General features: G+C 69.9%; 19 protein-coding genes. 9 read left to right on the top strand and 10 right to left on the bottom strand.

Features of this window, described 5'->3' with window-relative positions:
• The first annotated feature begins 128 nt into the window (after positions 1 to 128).
• Positions 129 to 1,586, top strand: coding sequence for an MFS transporter (locus AB0H76_RS03665; RefSeq protein ID WP_357316864.1), 1,458 nt, complete (start codon positions 129 to 131; stop codon positions 1,584 to 1,586).
• Positions 1,587 to 1,608: 22 nt separating this feature from the next.
• Entirely contained in the window at positions 1,609 to 2,505 is an 897-nt protein-coding gene (locus AB0H76_RS03670) for a TIGR03619 family F420-dependent LLM class oxidoreductase (protein ID WP_357316867.1), read from the top strand.
• Positions 2,506 to 2,510: 5 nt separating this feature from the next.
• Here AB0H76_RS03670 and AB0H76_RS03675 read toward each other — a convergent pair whose 3' ends face one another.
• The gene (locus AB0H76_RS03675) at positions 2,511 to 3,209 is read right to left on the bottom strand and encodes an NmrA family NAD(P)-binding protein (protein WP_357320357.1); all 699 of its coding nucleotides are present in this window, start codon (positions 3,207 to 3,209) and stop codon (positions 2,511 to 2,513) included.
• 46 nt (positions 3,210 to 3,255) lie between these two features.
• Here AB0H76_RS03675 and AB0H76_RS03680 point away from each other — a divergent pair, with 46 nt between their 5' ends.
• The 3 genes from AB0H76_RS03680 (at position 3,256) to rox (ending at position 6,172) form a co-directional block, all read left to right on the top strand.
• Complete coding sequence (locus AB0H76_RS03680) at positions 3,256 to 4,086, top strand: helix-turn-helix transcriptional regulator (RefSeq protein WP_357316869.1); 831 nt, start codon at positions 3,256 to 3,258, stop codon at positions 4,084 to 4,086.
• A 50-nt stretch (positions 4,087 to 4,136) separates the two neighbouring features.
• Positions 4,137 to 4,661, top strand: a complete 525-nt coding sequence (locus tag AB0H76_RS03685) for a hypothetical protein (RefSeq protein WP_357316872.1) — start codon at positions 4,137 to 4,139, stop codon at positions 4,659 to 4,661.
• A gap of 83 nt (positions 4,662 to 4,744) precedes the next feature.
• Complete coding sequence (gene rox / locus AB0H76_RS03690; RefSeq protein ID WP_357316874.1) at positions 4,745 to 6,172, top strand: rifampin monooxygenase; 1,428 nt, start codon at positions 4,745 to 4,747, stop codon at positions 6,170 to 6,172.
• Here the strand turns inward: rox and AB0H76_RS03695 are convergent, their stop codons facing one another.
• From AB0H76_RS03695 to AB0H76_RS03705, 3 genes are read right to left on the bottom strand one after another with little or no spacing between them, the layout of a single operon-like run.
• Positions 6,173 to 6,790, bottom strand: a complete 618-nt coding sequence (locus AB0H76_RS03695) for a class I SAM-dependent methyltransferase (protein WP_357316877.1) — start codon at positions 6,788 to 6,790, stop codon at positions 6,173 to 6,175.
• A gap of 32 nt (positions 6,791 to 6,822) precedes the next feature.
• Positions 6,823 to 7,161, bottom strand: coding sequence for a hypothetical protein (locus AB0H76_RS03700; RefSeq protein WP_357316880.1), 339 nt, complete (start codon positions 7,159 to 7,161; stop codon positions 6,823 to 6,825).
• Between the two features lie 35 nt (positions 7,162 to 7,196).
• Positions 7,197 to 7,766: a TetR/AcrR family transcriptional regulator gene (locus AB0H76_RS03705; RefSeq protein ID WP_357316882.1), complete on the bottom strand. Its 570-nt coding sequence runs from the start codon at positions 7,764 to 7,766 to the stop codon at positions 7,197 to 7,199.
• Between the two features lie 99 nt (positions 7,767 to 7,865).
• Between AB0H76_RS03705 and AB0H76_RS03710 the strand changes: the two genes are divergently transcribed.
• Entirely contained in the window at positions 7,866 to 8,303 is a 438-nt protein-coding gene (locus tag AB0H76_RS03710) for a DoxX family protein (protein WP_357316885.1), read from the top strand.
• Positions 8,304 to 8,461: 158 nt separating this feature from the next.
• Here the strand turns inward: AB0H76_RS03710 and AB0H76_RS03715 are convergent, their stop codons facing one another.
• Both AB0H76_RS03715 and AB0H76_RS03720 read right to left on the bottom strand, forming a co-directional pair.
• Positions 8,462 to 9,211: an SDR family oxidoreductase gene (locus AB0H76_RS03715; RefSeq protein WP_357316888.1), complete on the bottom strand. Its 750-nt coding sequence runs from the start codon at positions 9,209 to 9,211 to the stop codon at positions 8,462 to 8,464.
• A gap of 19 nt (positions 9,212 to 9,230) precedes the next feature.
• Complete coding sequence (locus tag AB0H76_RS03720) at positions 9,231 to 9,602, bottom strand: hypothetical protein (protein WP_357316891.1); 372 nt, start codon at positions 9,600 to 9,602, stop codon at positions 9,231 to 9,233.
• A 217-nt stretch (positions 9,603 to 9,819) separates the two neighbouring features.
• Between AB0H76_RS03720 and AB0H76_RS03725 the strand changes: the two genes are divergently transcribed.
• The 3 genes from AB0H76_RS03725 (at position 9,820) to AB0H76_RS03735 (ending at position 12,800) form a co-directional block, all read left to right on the top strand.
• The gene (locus AB0H76_RS03725) at positions 9,820 to 10,299 is read left to right on the top strand and encodes a sigma-70 family RNA polymerase sigma factor (RefSeq protein WP_357316893.1); all 480 of its coding nucleotides are present in this window, start codon (positions 9,820 to 9,822) and stop codon (positions 10,297 to 10,299) included.
• A 188-nt stretch (positions 10,300 to 10,487) separates the two neighbouring features.
• A complete protein-coding gene (locus AB0H76_RS03730) occupies positions 10,488 to 11,672 on the top strand; it encodes an N-acetylmuramoyl-L-alanine amidase (RefSeq protein ID WP_357316896.1) in 1,185 nt (394 codons plus the stop codon).
• A gap of 51 nt (positions 11,673 to 11,723) precedes the next feature.
• Complete coding sequence (locus AB0H76_RS03735; protein ID WP_357316899.1) at positions 11,724 to 12,800, top strand: GTP-binding protein; 1,077 nt, start codon at positions 11,724 to 11,726, stop codon at positions 12,798 to 12,800.
• 137 nt (positions 12,801 to 12,937) lie between these two features.
• Here the strand turns inward: AB0H76_RS03735 and AB0H76_RS03740 are convergent, their stop codons facing one another.
• The 4 genes from AB0H76_RS03740 to glp all read right to left on the bottom strand — a co-directional run bounded on the left by AB0H76_RS03740 (position 12,938) and on the right by glp (position 16,677).
• A complete protein-coding gene (locus AB0H76_RS03740; RefSeq protein ID WP_357316902.1) occupies positions 12,938 to 13,909 on the bottom strand; it encodes an AraC family transcriptional regulator ligand-binding domain-containing protein in 972 nt (323 codons plus the stop codon).
• An 81-nt stretch (positions 13,910 to 13,990) separates the two neighbouring features.
• Positions 13,991 to 14,419: a molybdenum cofactor biosynthesis protein MoaE gene (locus AB0H76_RS03745; protein ID WP_357316905.1), complete on the bottom strand. Its 429-nt coding sequence runs from the start codon at positions 14,417 to 14,419 to the stop codon at positions 13,991 to 13,993.
• On the bottom strand, positions 14,412 to 15,437 hold the full coding sequence (gene moaCB / locus AB0H76_RS03750; RefSeq protein ID WP_357316908.1) for a bifunctional molybdenum cofactor biosynthesis protein MoaC/MoaB: 1,026 nt from the start codon (positions 15,435 to 15,437) through the stop codon (positions 14,412 to 14,414). The genes AB0H76_RS03745 and moaCB overlap by 8 nt, the downstream gene beginning before the upstream one ends.
• 34 nt (positions 15,438 to 15,471) lie before the next feature.
• Positions 15,472 to 16,677, bottom strand: coding sequence for a gephyrin-like molybdotransferase Glp (glp, locus tag AB0H76_RS03755; protein WP_357316910.1), 1,206 nt, complete (start codon positions 16,675 to 16,677; stop codon positions 15,472 to 15,474).
• Between the last annotated feature and the right edge of the window lie 146 nt (positions 16,678 to 16,823).

The following is a 16,823-nucleotide window of genomic DNA, read 5'->3' on the forward strand; positions in this document are numbered from 1 at the left end:
CCCCGGTGTTTGCTGATCAGCAAACCTGGGTAACGGTTCATTCTGTGTCGTGCACTCTCGAAATCCGGGGGTCCGCGGCCGGGGAGAACCGATAGAGGTCCGTCGGGGGCGGACCGAAGGAGGTACGAATGACCGCGTCCACTGCCGCCGAGCTCGGCGACCCTGGATCCAAGCAACTACGGAAATCCGTCGCGGCCTCCGCGATGGGTAACGCCACCGAGTGGTACGACTACGGCGTCTACGCGGCAACCGCGACCTACCTCACCGACGCGTTCTTTCCCGGCGAACTCGGCACCCTGGGCACCATGCTCGGTTTCGCCGTCTCCTTCCTGCTGCGCCCGCTCGGCGGCATGGTCTGGGGGCCGATCGGCGATCGGATCGGCCGCAAGGCGGTCCTGGGCACCACGATCCTGCTGATGGCCGCCGCCACCGGCGCGATCGGCCTGATCCCCTCGCACGCCTCCATCGGTGTCGCGGCCCCGATCCTGCTGATCCTGCTGCGCGTCGTGCAGGGCTTCTCCACCGGCGGCGAATACGGCGGCGCCGCAACCTATCTCGCCGAGTGCGCGACCGACCGCAAACGCGGCTTCTTCGGCAGCTTCCTGGAATTCGGCACCCTGGCCGGTTTCGTCGGCGGTTCGGCCACGGTGCTGGCCTGCCAGCTGGTCCTGGGCTCGGACGCCATGCACGACTGGGGCTGGCGCATCCCGTTCATGATCGCGGTGCCGCTCGGCCTGATCGGGTGGTACCTGCGGACCCGGCTGGACGAGTCCCCGGTGTTCGAAGAGGTCGCCGAGCAGGAGAAGACCCCGCCGGGCGGCCTGCGCGAGGTGCTGACCACCTACCGGCGTGAGACGCTCACGCTGATCGGCCTGGTCGTGGCGTTGAACGTGGTGAACTACACGCTGCTCACCTATCAGCCGACCTATCTGCAGAACACCATCGGCATCAGCGAATCGACCACCACGGCGATGATGCTGATCGGCCAGCTGGTCATGATGGTGGTGCTGCCGTTCTTCGGCGGCCTGTCCGACCGGGTCGGCCGGCGGCCGATGTGGCTGGTCTCGCTGATCGGCCTGTCGGTGCTCGCGCTGCCGATGTACTGGCTGATGGGGCAAGGCATCGTCTGGGCCGTCATCGGGTTCATCGTGCTCGGCCTGTTCTACGTGCCGCAGCTGGCGACCATCAGCTCCACCTTCCCGGCGATCTTCCCGACGCACGTGCGCTACGCGGGCTTCGCGCTCGGCTACAACGTCTCCACCGCCGCGTTCGGTGGCACCGCGCCGCTGGTGAACGAGGCGGTCATCGAGAACACCGGCTGGTCGCTGTTCCCGGCCGTGTACATGATCGGCGCCTCGCTGATCGGCCTGGTGGCCTGGACGTTTCTGCGGGAGACTGCCGGAACCTCGTTGCGCGGCACCGAGGTTCCGGATGTGGAGACCCCGGATCCGCCGGTTTCGGATGCGGCGGTGACGAATACCGCCGTCCTGGATCCGATCACGGACACCGCGGTGCTCGACCCCGTGCCGAATCGCGGCCCGGACGCCGAGGACTCCGGTCCGGCACCCGCGAAGGCGCCGGTCTGACCCGACCTGGTACGACGAAGCCATGAAGATCGGTTTGTCGATACCACAATTCGGTGCCCACGCGCGGTCGGCGGCTCGGATCCCCGAGTTCGCCGCCGCCGTGGAAGCGGCCGGCGCGCACAGCCTCTGGGTGGGTGACCGGCTGCTCGCCGCGACCGAGCCGAAGGTCGGCTACAGCGGAACACCCAGCATCCCGGTCGAATTCAACCAGGTGCTGGATCCGTTCCTGGCTCTCGCGCTGGCGGCGTCGGCCACCGAGCGGGTCCGCCTGGGCGCCAATGTGCTGATCGCCCCGCTGTATCCGCCCGCCGTCCTGGCACGTGCGCTGACCACCCTGGACGTGGCCAGCGGCGGCCGATTGATCCCGGGCTTCGGGATCGGTTGGTCGCCCGAGGAATACGCAGCGGCCGGGGTGCCGTTCACCCGCCGCGGCGCCCGGCTGGAGCAGACACTCGACGCGCTGGAAGCGATCTGGACCACCGATCCCGCCGAGTATTCCGGCAGCCTGGTCTCGGTGCCCCGCCACCGCGCGGAGCTCGAGCCGATCCAGAAACCCCGCCCGCCAATACATCTCGGCGGCTTCACCCCGGCCGCGCTGGCCCGGGTCGGCCGCCGCGGCGACGGCTGGCTGCCGGTGCTGCCGGTGCCCGGCGCGCCACGGTGGGGCACCCAGTTGCGCACGCTGCGCGGCATCGTCGACGACGCCGCGCAGCAGGCCGGCCGCGACCCGGAGGCGATCGAGACCATCGTCCGGGTCAACGTCACGGCAGGCACCACGCTGGAGCAGATCGCGGACGCGGTGCGGCGCACCGCCGAGCAGTCCGGCTTCGACGAGTTCTTCATCGACCTGATCTATCTCTCGGATTCGATGGACAGTGCGCTGGCGGACGCGCGCCGCCTGCTCGACCTGCTCGGCTGAGCCGGTCACGGCCGCCACTCGGTAGCGCGCAGCCAGCCCTCGAAGTCCAGCAGGTCCGGGTGGTGCGCGCGCAGCGCCGCGGTGTCCACCGGCTGGTCGGGGCCCTCGTTGAAGTAGGCGAACATCTTGCCGACCTGCTCGTCGAACGCCTTGACCTGCTCGACCGGGATCTCGTTGCTGCGCGCGGGCAGTCCCGCGATCCGGCCGACGACCGCGGCGATCTGCGGGGGCGTCAGGCGGTCACCGGCGAGCGGCACGGTGCGGCCGAGGTAATCGCCGGGCCGGTTGAAGGAGGCGAAGTTGTCCATGAAGAACACCGGCCGCAGGATCGTCGCGGGCAGCCCCGCCTCGGCGATGAAGCCCTCGATGGCCTGCTTGGCGGCGTAGTACTCCACGCCGGAATCCGCGCCCGCGCCGTTGAGCGAGCTGTAGACGAAGTGGCGGACGCCGAGTTCCTTCGCGAGCTCGACCACGGCCTTGCCGCGGCGCTGTTCGGCCGCGATACCCGCGGCGGTGATGTGGACGCCCTCCATCATGGTCAGCATCAGGAAGACCCCGTGCACGCCCTTCATGGCGGCCCGCAGCGACTCGAGGTCGTCGAGGTCGCCGACGGCGAGTTCGGCGCCCGCCGCGTGCAGGGCGGCGTCCGCCGGGGCCGTCGCGTCGCGGACGAAAGCCTTTACTTCCCAGCCGCGTTCGAGCAGCTGCTGGGTGGTCGCCCGGCCCTGCTACCCGTAAAGGGATTCCGGGATGAGTGAGAACCACCGCGCCGAACTGGCCGATTTCCTCAAGGCGCAGCGTTCTCGGCTGCGGCCCGAAGAGGTCGGCCTGCCCGGTGATCTGCTCCCGGGCCGGCGGCGGACTCCGGGCCTGCGCCGCGAAGAGGTCGCCGAAATCGCGGGGGTCAGCCTCACCTGGTACACCTGGCTGGAGCAGGGCCGCAAAATCGCCGCGAGCCCGCAGGTGATGGACGCGCTCGCCCGGGCGTTGCGCCTGGATCCAGTGCAGCACCGGCATTTACGCCGACTGGCCGGGCTCGCCGATCCGGCCGTGAAATATCAAGCGGGCGGCGAGATCTCGCGCCTGCAACGGCTGGTGGACGCGCTGTATCCGACGCCCGCCGTGATCCACGATGCCCGGCTGGATTTCGTGGTCTGGAACAGCGCTTTCAGCCGTATCCGCACCGACCCGGCGGCTCTCGCGCCCGAGCGCCGGAATCTGCTGTGGTGGATGTACACCGATGCCCGCAACCGCGCGATGATGCGCCGCTGGGAACCCGCCGCTCGCGCCATCCTCAGCCAGTTCCGCGCCTTGGTCGGCAAGGCGCCGGACGATCGGCGCCTCGCGGTGGTGGTCACCGAATTATCCGCCGCCAGTACCGAATTCCGCACCTGGTGGGCGGAATACCAGGTGCAGGACTTCCGCCCGACCGTCATCGGCCTGGACCACCCCGACCTGGGCCGGCTCGCCTTGGAGCTGTATCAGATGCGCCTGGTGGAGAACCCGGAACTGCTGCTGGTGGTGCAACTTCCGGCCACCGAGGACGATCGAGAGCGTATCCGGGCTTATTTGAACGAGTAGCGGTCTGCGACGTCATTGACAGATAATAAGCATCTGCCTACCGTATGCATGTGCAGACGAATTCGATACGTACCGCTCGGCGACCGAGGCTCGATCTCCCGACCCCCTGGCAGACCTGGTGGCGGCTTCGAGCGCCCGGCTCGCCGCTGGCCGATCTGGTGCTCAACAGCGGGTGGAAGCGAGGCCCCGCGAATCCCGCGGGAAACCCGCTGATGATCAGCATGACCCAGTACACGACGCGGCACGCCAGGGATATTCCGGCGATCTGGCGGGCTTCGGAGGAGCTCGGCGATCAGCTGGCCCGGATCGAGGGTGCTGTCGGGGTGCTGACCTATTTCCGGCCGGTTCGGCGGCAGGTCGGGTCGCTCTCGATCTGGGTGGACGGCAAGGGGTTGGCCGAGTTCATGGGGTTGCCCGATCACGTTCGGATCATGCGGAAGTACCGCCCGCGTGGGCTGCCGATTCGCTCCGCGAAGTGGTGGGCCGACGACTTGGACGTCGGAGCGGCGATGATGGCGAGCCTGCGGTTGCTCGACACGGACCCGGAGCGCAGAGTCGTCCGGCCGCGGCAGTAATTTCGGTTGCGGCTGGGCCCGGGGCTGCCGCACAATGGGCGACCGATGCCAGGACCTGCGGAAACTGGGCGAATGGGTGGTGCATGTTCGATGTGATCATTGCCGGATGCGGGCCGACCGGTGCGATGCTGGCCGCCGAACTGCGGCTGCACGAAGTGCGGGTTCTCGTGCTGGAACGCGAACCCGAGCCCTCGTCGTCGTTCGTGCGCGTCGTCAGCCTGCATATGCGCAGTCTCGAGCTGATGGCGATGCGCGGACTGCTGGATCGCCTGCTCGAACGCGGACGGCAGCGACCGGTCGGCGGCATCTTCGCCGGCATCGTCAAACCCGTTCCCGCGGGCCTGGATTCGACGCATCCCTATCTGCTGGGCATTCCGCAGCCGGTCATCGATCGACTGCTCGGTGAGCATGCGCTCGCCCTGGGCGCGCAGGTCCGGCGCGGTTGCGCGGTAACCGGTTTCGAGCAGGACGAGGAGGGGGTGGCCGTCGAACTGGCCGACGGGGAGCGGCTGCGGTCGCGGTACCTCGTCGGCTGTGACGGCGCGCGCAGCACGGTCCGCAAGGTGCTTGGCGTCGGCTTCCCCGGCGAGCCCGCGCGGACCGAAACGCTGATGGGCGAGCTCGAAGTGGGTGTGCCGCAGGCGGAGGTCGCCGCCAAGGTGGCCGAAATCCGGGAGACCAACCCGGTATTCAGCCTCGGCCCCTTCGGCGACGAGGTCTATCGCGTCGTCGTTCCCGCCGCGGGAGTCGGCGATCGCGCGGACCCGCCCACCCTCGAGGACTTCCAGCAGCAGTTGCGGGCCGTCGCCGGCACCGATTTCGGCGTGCACTCGCCGCGCTGGCTGTCCCGCTTCGGCGATGCCACTCGGCTGGTCGAGGAATATCGGGTCGGCCGGGTGCTGCTGGCCGGCGACGCCGCGCATATCCATCCGCCCGCCGGCGGTCAGGGCCTCAACCTCGGGGTGCAGGACGCGGTCAATCTCGGCTGGAAACTGGCCGCGCAGATTCGAGGCTGGGCGCCGGAAACGCTGCTCGATACCTATCAGGCCGAACGTCATCCGGTCGCCGCGGACGTACTGGACAACACCCGCGCCCAAGTGGAACTCGCGTCCACCGAACCGGGCCCGCGAGCCGTGCGCAGGCTGCTCACCGAATTGATGGACTTCGATGAGGTGAACCGCTACCTGATCGAGAAGATCGCCGCGATCGGCCTGCGCTACGACTTCGGCCCCGGCCCCGACCTGCTCGGCCGCCGCCTGCGCGACCTCGACCTGAAACAGGGCACCCTCTACGACCGGCTCCATCGGGGCCGCGGCCTCGTCTTCGACCGCACCGAACACCTGAGCGTCCAGGGCTGGTCGGACCGGGTCGATCTCCTCGCGGATCCCACTGCGGCCCTTGATGTTCCGGCCCTGCTGCTGCGCCCCGACGGCCACGTCGCCTGGATCGGCGCCGACCAGCAGGAGTTGAACGAGCACCTCACGCGCTGGTTCGGTGACCCCGTCGCCTGATCAGTCGTTCACCCATCGCCACTGGATGTTCGACCAGGGCCTGGCACGGGGGAGGAGTTCGTCGACGGCGGCGACGACGCCCGGCCAGGCGGCGGGGATGTAGTCGTCGCCGGAAAGCCAGCCGCCCGGGGCTATTTTCGGCTGCCAGGCGGTGATGTCGGCTTTGACGCTGTCGTAGTCGTGGCGGGCGTCGATGTGCACCCAGGTCAGGGCGCCGTCGGCGAAGAGGCGGGCGGTGGACTCGGAATCGCCGACCACGAGCAGGACCTGGTCGGCGTAGCCGCAGGAGATGAGGTTGCGGTGCAGGGTGTCGGCGAAGGTGCCGCCGCCGGCGTCGACGGCGGGGCCGTGCGCGTTGACGCCACGCTGCCCCTCCGGCCCACTGCCGCGGCAGGTGTCGACGCCCAGCACCGTGACGGTTTTGCCGCTGCCGGAGACGACTTCGGCCAGCGAGCACAGGCTGCGGCCCAGATAGTTACCGACCTCGACGAACGTGCTGCCCGCCGGGAAATGCGCGACCGCTTCTTCCTGGGCGTCGCGCCAGGTGAACCAGCCGGGTATGTCCTGCCAGCGCCGGACGGGGACGTCGGCCTCGGGTGTGCCTGGATTCGACAGCATGTTTCGACGTTACGGTGCGCCCACTTCGATGGCTAGCGACCCGGCCAGTGCTCTTCGATGACCAGGCCCGCGTCGGCGAGGGCGGCGCCGTAGCGCTCCGCGACGAGCGTGACCGGGTAACTCGGCCAATAGGACACGGCGCCGGTGGCCTTGTCGATCACCGAGACCGGGGTGAGCGGGGGCGCGATGGTCTGGTCGGCGGTGCTCGGCACCCGCGCCACCACGGTGAAGCAGGTGTCGAATTCGGTGACGATGCTCTCGATGCCCGCCGCCGCGTCCCCGGGATCCGCTAGGTGGGTGGCCGCGATCCGCTCGGCCTCGGGCAGCGCCACCGGGACGGTGGCATCGGTCGGATAGGCGTGGACTTGCATGGTTCTGCCTATCACAGATACAAATCGGCTGCGGCTCAATCGAGTTGGACGGTGGCCAGCATCTCGCGGGCCAGGGCCTCCGGATCGGTGGTGCCGGCCAGGGTCGAATTCTCCAGCGCCCCTTCCCGCCACAGTGAGGCGAACCCATGCACCAGCGACCAGGCCGCCAGCTGCGTGGCCTGCTGACGCTGGTGTGGCCGTGCGGGATCCAGTTCGGCGACACCCGAGCGCAGCGCGGCGCCCGAGCGGGTGCGGGCCGCCGCGAGTTCGGGATCGTCGGCGCGCAGCAGATCCCGGCGGTACATCACGTCGAAGTGCCCGGGGTGGCCCAGCGCGAACCGCACGTAGGCGACCGCGACCTCCCGGAAATCGGTTCCGGCGGAGTTCAATTCGGCTGCCAGCAGATCGAAACCCGCGATCGCCAATGCGGTGAGCAACCCCGCGCGATCCCCGAAGTGATGCGCGGGCGCGGCATGTGAGACCCCGGCCCGGCGCGCCAGCCCGCGCAGCGATACCGCGTCGACACCCTCGCTCGCGATCTGTTCGGCGGCGGCGCTCAGGATCGTGGCCCGCAAGTCACCGTGGTGGTAGGTGCTCTTTCCCATGGCTCGATCATGACCCCGAATCTTGTCATTGACAAGTTCCACGGCGCGGACTTAATCTAGCCACTGTCAAGATTTGCTGCCACAGCACAGGAGAACCCGATGGCACCGCTGCTCGTCCTCGCCGTCATCACCGTGATCGCCCGCCTCGCCGGCCGGCTCGGCGGAATCGCCTGGCTCGATTCGTGGCCGCACGCGGTCACCCTCGGCCTGGCCGCCATGTTCCTGCTCACCGCCACCGCGCACTTCGCCGAACCGCGGCGCAGCGCACTGGTCGCGATGGTCCCGCCCCGGCTGCCCAACCCCGGCGCCTGGGTCACCCTCACCGGCGTCCTGGAAATCGCGGGCGCCGTCGGCCTGCTGATCCCGGCGACCTCAAAGCTCGCGGCGATCGGCCTGGCGCTGATGCTGCTCGCGATGTTCCCCGCCAACATCCGGGCGGCCCGCGCGGACCTCGGCATCAAGACGATGCCGCTGCCGGTGCGCACCCTGGTGCAGGGCGTCTTCCTCGGCGCGGTCGCCTTGGTCGTGCTCGGCTGAACCGTCGAAAGCAGAGAAGCTCGGCGACATCTGGTGTGTCGCCGAGCTTCTCGTTCCCCGGAGGCCCTGCACCCCCCTCCTGGAGCAGGCCCTGCCGGTTGATAAGAACAATGCCTTGGGGTACTTGACAGGGCCTTAAAACAGCCTTAAAGGAATGATCACCCCATCCGGGCGATCACCGATCCGGGCAGCCGGGGCAGCAGCACGTCGAACAGACGCCACGGCCACGCCGGCACGCAGGCCCGGACCTGCTCCTTCTCGATCGCCCGCACCATCGCGGCCACGCCCTTGTCCAGGGGCGCCACCAGTTTCGCGTCCCCGGCCTTGGCGGCCATGTCGGTGGCGATGAAACCCGGCAGCAAGGTGGTGACGGCGAGCGGGGATTTGGCCAGCTCCACCGCCAGCGCCTCGCCGAGCGCGGCCAGGCCCGCCTTGCTCGCCGAGTAGGCGGCCTTCTTCCCGGGCAGCCCGCGCACCGCGCTCATCGAGGACACCAGCACCAGATGCCCGGCGTCCTGCGCCCGGAAGATCTCCATCGCGGCCTCGGCCTGCGCCAGCGCGCTCACGAAATTGGTGGTGGCCGTGGCGATGTTCGCGTCCGCGCGGCCACCACCGATCCGCGCGCCCTTGCCGATGCCCGCGTTCACGATCACCCGGTCCAGCCCGCTCAGCTCGTCGCGCAGCTCACCGAAGACCCGCGGCACCGCGGCATGATCGTCGACATCGAGCGCGCGGACCGCGACGGTGATGCCCGGGTGCGCGGCGGTGAGTTCCGCGCGCAGGGCTTCCAGGGCGTCCACGCGCCGCGCGCACAGGGCCAGGTCGCGGCCCTTGGCCGCGAACTCGCGCGCCATGCCGGCGCCGAGTCCGGCGCTGGCGCCGGTGATCAGAATTTTGGTCCTCGTCATACCGAGGACCCTAACTGTCTCAGCCGCCGAACGAACCGGTGCTGGGCGGCGTCGGAACCAGCCGCCAGGGGCCGCAATTGGTGGTTTTGAACGCCACGTCGGTCGGCTTGATGACGGTGCGCACCGGCCGCACCCTGGTGAAGTCGTTGCCGATGATGTAAGCCTGGTCGGTGTTGTCGCCCACGACCTTCCACAGTCGCCGGAAATCGCAGCCGTAGGCCAGGTCCGGGGTGCCTGGCGCCTCCCAGGTGCCCGGCCGGATATCGACTCCGACCAGGTAGAGGCCATCGCCGGGCATGGTGTCGGCAGGCTCGGCGGCCGCCACACCGGACATGGACATGGACAGCGCGGACGCCATCGCGCCCGCGATCAAGAACGCGCGTGCACGCATGATCTGTTCTCTCCCTCGTGCATCAGACCCGACCTAGCGGTCAGTGATACCAGAGGTCACTAATAGCCGCAGACATTTGGGGAGATTCTGCTCACGTGCACAAGCGCCCCGGGAATCTCGATCCGGTTGTCATTCGACCGCCCCGCCGCGATATCTATGCGTGAAAGGTTGTGGCAGCACCTGCGCCGGTTTGTGTACCGAGCAGGGCATCTCATCGGTGTTGAAAGCGGACCGCGCGCTGTTGCATTGGCGCGCCATGCGGGGCCTCGGCGACTCCGGGCTGGCCGAGCAGGCGGTGCAGGAGACGTTGCTGCGGGCCTGGCGGGCCTGCGCGCGCTTCGACGCGGGCAAGGGCAGCGTGCGGACCTGGCTGCTGGCGATCCAGCGCAACGTGCTGATCGACATGGGCCGGGCCCGCGCCGCCCGCCCGGTCGACACGGAGTGGTCCGAGCACGGTGAACTGCTCGATCTGCGGCACGCCAGCCCCGACTTCGCCGACGGACTGATCGACGGCCTCGTCATCGACGATCTACTCGCCCGGTTGCCCGCGGTCCAGCGGCAGGCGGTGGTCGAGGTGATCCTGCGCGATCGCGCCTACCGCGAGGTGGCCGCCGAGCTCGGAGTCCCGGTCGGGACCGTGAAAACCCGCGTGCACTACGCGCTGCAGACCCTGCGTCGCGTCCGACTGGCCGCCTGACCAGCACTGATAGCCGATTGCAGTTCGGTAAAGGTGCTTGCACTGCTGTGACGTATGTTGCAAGAGTGATCAGTGAGTTTGGTGTTACTAGTGGGAAGGGAGGGGTGCTCCGTCCCGGGGCGCCGACACCGCACATGAAGCCAAGCACTCTGAAAGCCGGTCTCTGCACCGGCGTGACGGCCGCGATCGTGGCTACCGTATCGGGCTTGCTGCCCGGCGCCGCGCAGGCCGCTCCGGTACCGCCGGAGTTGTCCACGAAACTGCTCGGCAAGACGATCTTCCTGGACCCGGGTCATCAGGGGTCCGACCACGGCGAGAACCTCGCGCGCCAGATCAGCAATGGTCGCGGCGGCAGCAAGGACTGCCAGACCACCGGCATGGTCAGCCTGAACGGCATCCCCGAGCACACCATCAACTGGAATGTCGCCCAGCTGGTCAAGTCGTCGCTGGAGAATCTCGGCGCGCAGGTCGTGCTCAGCCGCGCCGACGACAGCGGCTGGGGCGGATGCGTCGATGATCGGGCGCGGGCGGCCGCGGCCTCCGGCGCGGCGGTCGCGGTCAGCATCCACGCCGACAGCGCTCCGGCGGCCGCGCACGGTTTCCATCTGATCGTGCCGCAGCTGCCGATCCCGGATCCGGCGGCCGACCAGGCCCAGTCCGGCGCCGGCCTGGCGGCCTCGAAGCTGGTGCGCGACGCCTATATCCAGGCCGGTTTCGAGCCCGCCAACTACGCCGGTGTGCAAGAGGGCCTGCAGACCCGCGCCGATGTGGCCGGGCCGGCGCTGTCCACGGTGCCGACGGTGTTCCTGGAAATGGGCAACGGAGCCAACCCCGACGACGCGGCCGTGCTGGAGACCGATGCCGGTCAACTGCGCCACGCCATGGCGATCACCACGGGGCTGGCCGGTCATCTGCTCGGCGTCGCGCCGGGTGGAACCGGTTCGGCCGACACACCGGCCGCCGCGCCGCTGGCTCAGTCGTCGCCGCTGCCGGGGACGACCAACCCGGTGCGCGTGGTCCCGCCGGAGACGTCGACCGCGCCGGCCGCGCCGGGGTACGCCGTTTCCCCCGGCACGTCCACAACGCCGAGTTCGCAGACAACCCCCGGTGCCCAGACCTCGCCCGGCACCCAGAACCAGGCGAATCCGGCCTGCCCGAAGACGGCCGGCGCCGCTCAGACTCCGGGTTGCGCCACGGACCCGAAGTCCAAGCAGGGCACCGAGAAACCGGACTCCAGCGCCCTGGTCACCGCGGGCATGCAGCTGCTGCTCCCGCTGATCCGCTCGTTCGGGATGGACAACTCCGCGATCACCTCGGAGCTGATCAACCTGGCCTACACGCTGGCGAGCACCCTGCTCGGTCCCGCCGAATAACGCACACCCTGTTCCGGAATGCCGGACGCCGCTCGGAGCCTGGCTCCGAGGATGGCGTCCGGCATTTTCGGTTCCACTAGGCTCGTCCGGGTGGCTGACCGGATTCCTGTGCTGATCGTCGCCGGTTTTCTCGGATCGGGGAAGACGACGCTGCTCAACCATCTACTCCGCAACACCCGCGGGACCCGGATCGGGGTGGTGGTCAACGACTTCGGGTCGATCAATATCGACGCGATGCTGGTCGCCGGCCAGGTCGACGCCATGGTGTCGCTCGGCAACGGCTGCGTCTGCTGCGCGGTCGACGTCTCCGAACTCGACGACATGTTCGCCACGCTGTCCGAACCGCGCAACCGCATCGATGTGATCGTGGTCGAGGCCAGCGGCCTGGCCGAGCCGCGCAACCTGATCCGGATGGTGGTGGCCAGCGCGAATCCGCGGATCCGCTACGGCGGTCTGGTGGAAGTGGTGGACGCCGAGCAGTTCCCGGCCAGCCGGGACCGGCATCCGGAGCTGGCCACGCACCTGCGCCTGGCGGATCTGGTGGTGCTCAACAAGGCCGACCGGGTCCCGGCGGCGGATCTGGCGGACCTGCGCGGCGACCTCACCGAGCTGGTCGGTCAGGTCCCGGTCTACGCCACCACGCACGGCCGGATCGAACCCGGCCTGCTGTTCGACGAGCCGTTGCGCGAGGCGTCCACGGTGGCCGAGCAATTGAGCTTCGACGAACTGCTGTCCGACCACGACCACGAGCACGACGACCCGGGCCACCGGCACCTGCACGACGACTACACCAGCGTGTCCTTCGGCAGCGAGCAGGATCTGGATCCGCGCCGTCTCGTCGACTTCCTGGAGGACCCGCCCGCCGGGCTGTTCCGGGCCAAGGGTTTCGCCGCCTTCGCCGTGGCCGGCGAGCGCCGGAAATTCGGGTTCCACCTGGTCGGGCGCCACCTCGTCTTCGAACCGAGCGCCTGGTCGCGCGGCGAGTCCCGCGGCTCCCAGCTGGTGCTGATCGGCGCGGGCCTGGATCCCGACACCACGCGCAAGCGCCTGCACGACACCGTGCACACCGGCGCGGAACCGCTGGATCCGCAAGCCCTGCTGGGTGTTTGGCGCTACACGCCGCACTGATCGAAACTTGGCGCGTTTCCCGGGGAGTCTGGCGCGTTGGTCCCTGTCGAGCCCGCGGTCCGGCGACGACAATTGAGCCCTGCCTGTCCGGCCGGGGTCCTGCGCAACGAGGCGCAGGCCCCCGGCGCGACGGGCTGCTACGTGGACAAGCGGCGCGCCGCCCGGCGCATGGAGTCCGCGTTCGCGTAGCCGAGTAGCTGGGCCTGGCGCGCTCGGCTCAACGGCCCGGCCGTAGTGGCCCGGCGCAGACGAGTGCTGCGCGCCAGGTCCAGTTCCGCGCGCCAGGTGGTGCCCGCCTCCCGCAGGCGCCGCTGCAGGGTGCGAGGGCTGGTGGCCAGCCGGTGCGCCACCACGTCCAGCGAGACCTCACCCGTGGTCAGGGCGTCGTCGAGCGCCCGCGCGACGAGTTGCGTCCAGCCGGCGACCACCGGCGGCGCCGGCGGCAGCGCCTCGGCCAGCGGCCGCAGCACCGCGGCGAGCATCGGATCGGCGGTGATCAGCGGCAACGCCATGTCCTCGGTGCGGAAGGTGAGACAGTCGTCGGCCGCGTCGAATTCGAGCGCGGTGGTGCCGAAGACCGCCCGCCAGCGATCCAGGTCGGCCGGAGCGGGCTGGCGCAGCTGCACCCGGATCGGTGCCAGCGGCGCGGACAGCGTCCGGCGGGCCCGGTGCAGCACCCCGGCCAGCCCGAACTGCAGCGTGAGGTCGCGGCCGCGGCCCTCGCCCTCGGCCATGCTCAGGTGCAGGCTCGTCTCGCGGTCGTCGGCGATCAGCTGGAAGCGGTGATTGGTGGAGACCGCGGTGATGTACTGATCGCAGGTCGCCAGTCCGGCCCCGAGCGTCGGCGCCGAGGCGAACAGATAGTCGTAGAGCCCCAGCCGGTTGAGCTCGTAGCGCTGCCCGACCCACAGGGCGATGTCCGGGCCGGTGCCGGGCTCGGCGAGCTCCCACAACCGGGTCAGGATCTGGCTGGGCACGTGCAGGTCCGGGCCGCGCACCATGGCCCATTCGGGCAGCCCCGACTCGCGGATCAGCCGGTCGCGGTCGAGTCCGGCGGCGACCAGCTGAGCGATGACGAACCGATGTAGCAATACCTGGTTGGAACCCATGCGCCCTCCTGCCGCCGGTGGCGGACCACCTGGGACGACGCTAACTCGGCGGCCGGAATCCGGCAGCCGAATCAAGGCGGCTCAACCGCAGGCGTTGACCCATTCGGAGAGTCCGTCGGTGAACAGCTGGCGTTTCCAGATCGGCACCTCGTGCTTGATCCGGTCCACCAGCTCCGCGCAGGTGCTGAAGGCCTCGGCGCGGTGCGGCGCGGCCACCGCGACGACGATCGCGAGGTCGCCGATGCTCAACGGTCCGATCCGGTGCACCGCGGCGACCGGCAGACCGGACGCGGCCGACACCTCGGCGCAGCACTTGCGCAGGAACCGTTCGGCCTCCGGATGCGCGGAGTACTCCAGCGCCGAAACCGACTGTCCGCCATCGTGATCGCGCACCTTGCCGGTGAACACCACGACCGCGCCGTGCGCGGGCCCGGTCACCGCCTGCTCCACCTCGGCGGGATCGAGCGGCTGATCGCTGATCCGGGCGACTGTTACCGCTGTGTCACTCATGGTTGCCGCCTCCGGCTACTTGCGCGAGCAGATGATCGAGCAGGGGTTCGAGCACCGCGATGCCGTCCTGCACCCCGCCGGGCGAACCGGGCAGGTTCACCACGACCGAGCGCCCGGCCAGCCCCGCGACGCCGCGGCTGAGCGCCGCCAGCGGGAACTTGGCGGTGCCGCGCTGGCGGATCGCCTCGGCGACGCCGGGCAGTTCCCGGTCGAGCAGGGCCAGGGTGGCCTCGGGGGTGGCGTCGGTGGGTGAGGCGCCGGTGCCGCCGGTGGAGATCACCAGGTCCGGTTCGAAACGCAGCGCGTCCGACAGGCCGAAGGAGATGTCGGCGTCCGCGTAGACCAGCGGGCCGCGGACCGAGAAGCCGAGTCCGGCAAGCCATTCCACCAGCAGCGGGCCGGTGGTGTCGTCCCGGGTGCCGGCCGCCGCGCCGGTGGAGGCGACCAGGACCACGGCCGATCCGGACTCCGGCGCGCCGTGCTGCGCCTCGTGCAGCTCGGCCAGCGGATCCTCGGCGTCGGATTGCGCCGCGGCGCTGCCGTTTTCGTCCGGTCGCTGCCAATGTCCGTGCTTGCCGCCCTCTTTGGTGAGCAGCCGGACCCCGTTCAGGACCGCGGCCGGGTCCACCGCCTTGACCATGTCGTGCAGCGTCAGCCCGGCCACCGCGACGGCGGTCAGCGCCTCCATCTCGACGCCGGTCTGGCCCCGGGTCTTCGCCGACGCCTCGATGGTGATGCTGGTGTCGGTGAACCCGAACTCGACCTTCACCGAGGACAGTGCCAGCTGATGGCACAGCGGGATGAGCTCGGAGGTCTTCTTCGCGCCCATGATCCCGGCGATGCGCGCGGTGGACAGCACGTCGGCCTTGGGCATGTCATCGGCCCGCACCAGCGCCACCACCTCGGCGGTGGTCTGCAACTCGCCCGCCGCGACGGCGATCCGGGTGGTTTCGCTCTTCGCACTCACATCCACCATGCGGGCCCGGCCCGCCTGATCGACATGCGACAACTCACTCATACTTTCCAGCCTCGCACAGATGCTTCGAACACGGTCACAGCGCGCGCACGCCGACGATCGTCCCGGCGGCGACCTCGGTGACCTCGGCCGGGATATCGATCAGCACCTCGGCCTTGGCCATGCCCGCCACCAGGTGCGAGCCCTGCCCGGACACCGGTTCGACGCCGTCCGCGGTGATCCGTCCGCGCAGGAACTGCCGGCGGCCGGCGGGGGAGCGCACCGCCGCCAGCAGCGGCAGGTCCCGGATCTCGATGGCGGGCAGCCCGGAGAGCTGCCGCAGGATCGGCCGGGCGAACACCTCGAACGACACCATCGTGCTGACCGGATTACCGGGAAAACTCAGCACCGGGACACCGCCGAGCACGGTCAGCCCCTGCGGGCCGCCCGGCTGCACCGCGACCGAGCCGAACTCACCGCCCAGCGGCCGCAGCACCTCCTTGACCACCTCGAAATCGCCCTGCGACACCCCGCCCGAGGTGAACACCACATCGGCGGATTCGGTTGCGGCGTCGATCAATCGGCGGAACTCGGCGGGATCGTCGGTGCTGTGCGTCACCGAGACCACCTCGACGCCGTTCGCGGCGAGCGCGGCGGCCAGGGCGATGCCGTTGGAGTTGTAGATCTGCCCCGGGCGCAATGGAGTTCCGGCCGGAACCAGCTCGTCGCCGGTGGTGACGACGGCGGCGCGAATCGGCTTGAACACCGGCACCTCGGCCAGCCCGACCGCCGCGAGCGCCGCGATGTGGCGCGGCGCCAAGGCGACGCCGGCCGGGACCAGCAGTTCGCCGGTGCGCACGTCGGTGCCCGCCTCGCGCACGAATTCGCCTGCGGCCCGGCCGCGTTCGATGGTGACGGTGTCGCCCTCCGAATGTGTGTGCTCCACCGGCACCACGCAGTCGGCGCCCGGCGGGATCGGCGCGCCCGTCATCACCTTCAGTGCCGCGCCCGGCGGCAGCGGCGTCCGGCCCGGCTCGCCCGCCGCGACGACACCGGCCAGCGGCAGCGTGACCGGCGTGACCGCGACGGACTCGGCGGTGACCGCGTACCCGTCCATCGCGGAATTGCGGAACACCGGCAGATCGACCGGGGAGCTGACGTCCTCGGCCAGCTGCCGCCCGAGCGCCGCCGGTACCGGCACGGACGCCACCGCCCGCGCCGCCAGCGGGCGCAGCGTCTGTTCGATGGTGTCGCGGTACTGGTCGACGGACCGCGTCGTGCCGCTCACGGGTCGAGAACTCATGCGTGCAGCCTAGGGCCCGGGCCGGCGCCGCTGGTGCGCCGCGCATCCTTTCGGTGGTTCGACCGAAACGGGCTCACCGCGCGGATGCCCTGTTGGTGAGATCCTCCGAACCTGTGGCGGATCCGCCCAGTCCGCTAGGACAAGTA

Origin of the sequence: Nocardia sp. NPDC050712, from assembly GCF_040654295.1 — a bacterium.
Classification (GTDB): Bacteria; Actinomycetota; Actinomycetes; order Mycobacteriales; family Mycobacteriaceae; genus Nocardia.

Bases quoted from the DNA above. Each gene is read 5' to 3' on its own strand.
- AB0H76_RS03665 (WP_357316864.1), top strand. From the start codon at position 129: ATGACCGCGTCCACTGCCGCCGAGCTCGGCGACCCTGGATCCAAGCAA.
- AB0H76_RS03670 (WP_357316867.1), top strand. From the start codon at position 1,609: ATGAAGATCGGTTTGTCGATACCACAATTCGGTGCCCACGCGCGGTCG.
- AB0H76_RS03680 (WP_357316869.1), top strand. From the start codon at position 3,256: ATGAGTGAGAACCACCGCGCCGAACTGGCCGATTTCCTCAAGGCGCAG.
- rox (WP_357316874.1), top strand. From the start codon at position 4,745: ATGTTCGATGTGATCATTGCCGGATGCGGGCCGACCGGTGCGATGCTG.
- AB0H76_RS03695 (WP_357316877.1), bottom strand. From the start codon at position 6,790: ATGCTGTCGAATCCAGGCACACCCGAGGCCGACGTCCCCGTCCGGCGC.
- AB0H76_RS03700 (WP_357316880.1), bottom strand. From the start codon at position 7,161: ATGCAAGTCCACGCCTATCCGACCGATGCCACCGTCCCGGTGGCGCTG.
- AB0H76_RS03705 (WP_357316882.1), bottom strand. From the start codon at position 7,766: ATGGGAAAGAGCACCTACCACCACGGTGACTTGCGGGCCACGATCCTG.
- AB0H76_RS03710 (WP_357316885.1), top strand. From the start codon at position 7,866: ATGGCACCGCTGCTCGTCCTCGCCGTCATCACCGTGATCGCCCGCCTC.
- AB0H76_RS03715 (WP_357316888.1), bottom strand. From the start codon at position 9,211: ATGACGAGGACCAAAATTCTGATCACCGGCGCCAGCGCCGGACTCGGC.
- AB0H76_RS03720 (WP_357316891.1), bottom strand. From the start codon at position 9,602: ATGCGTGCACGCGCGTTCTTGATCGCGGGCGCGATGGCGTCCGCGCTG.
- AB0H76_RS03735 (WP_357316899.1), top strand. From the start codon at position 11,724: ATGGCGTCCGGCATTTTCGGTTCCACTAGGCTCGTCCGGGTGGCTGAC.
- AB0H76_RS03740 (WP_357316902.1), bottom strand. From the start codon at position 13,909: ATGGGTTCCAACCAGGTATTGCTACATCGGTTCGTCATCGCTCAGCTG.
- AB0H76_RS03745 (WP_357316905.1), bottom strand. From the start codon at position 14,419: ATGAGTGACACAGCGGTAACAGTCGCCCGGATCAGCGATCAGCCGCTC.
- moaCB (WP_357316908.1), bottom strand. From the start codon at position 15,437: ATGAGTGAGTTGTCGCATGTCGATCAGGCGGGCCGGGCCCGCATGGTG.
- glp (WP_357316910.1), bottom strand. From the start codon at position 16,677: ATGAGTTCTCGACCCGTGAGCGGCACGACGCGGTCCGTCGACCAGTAC.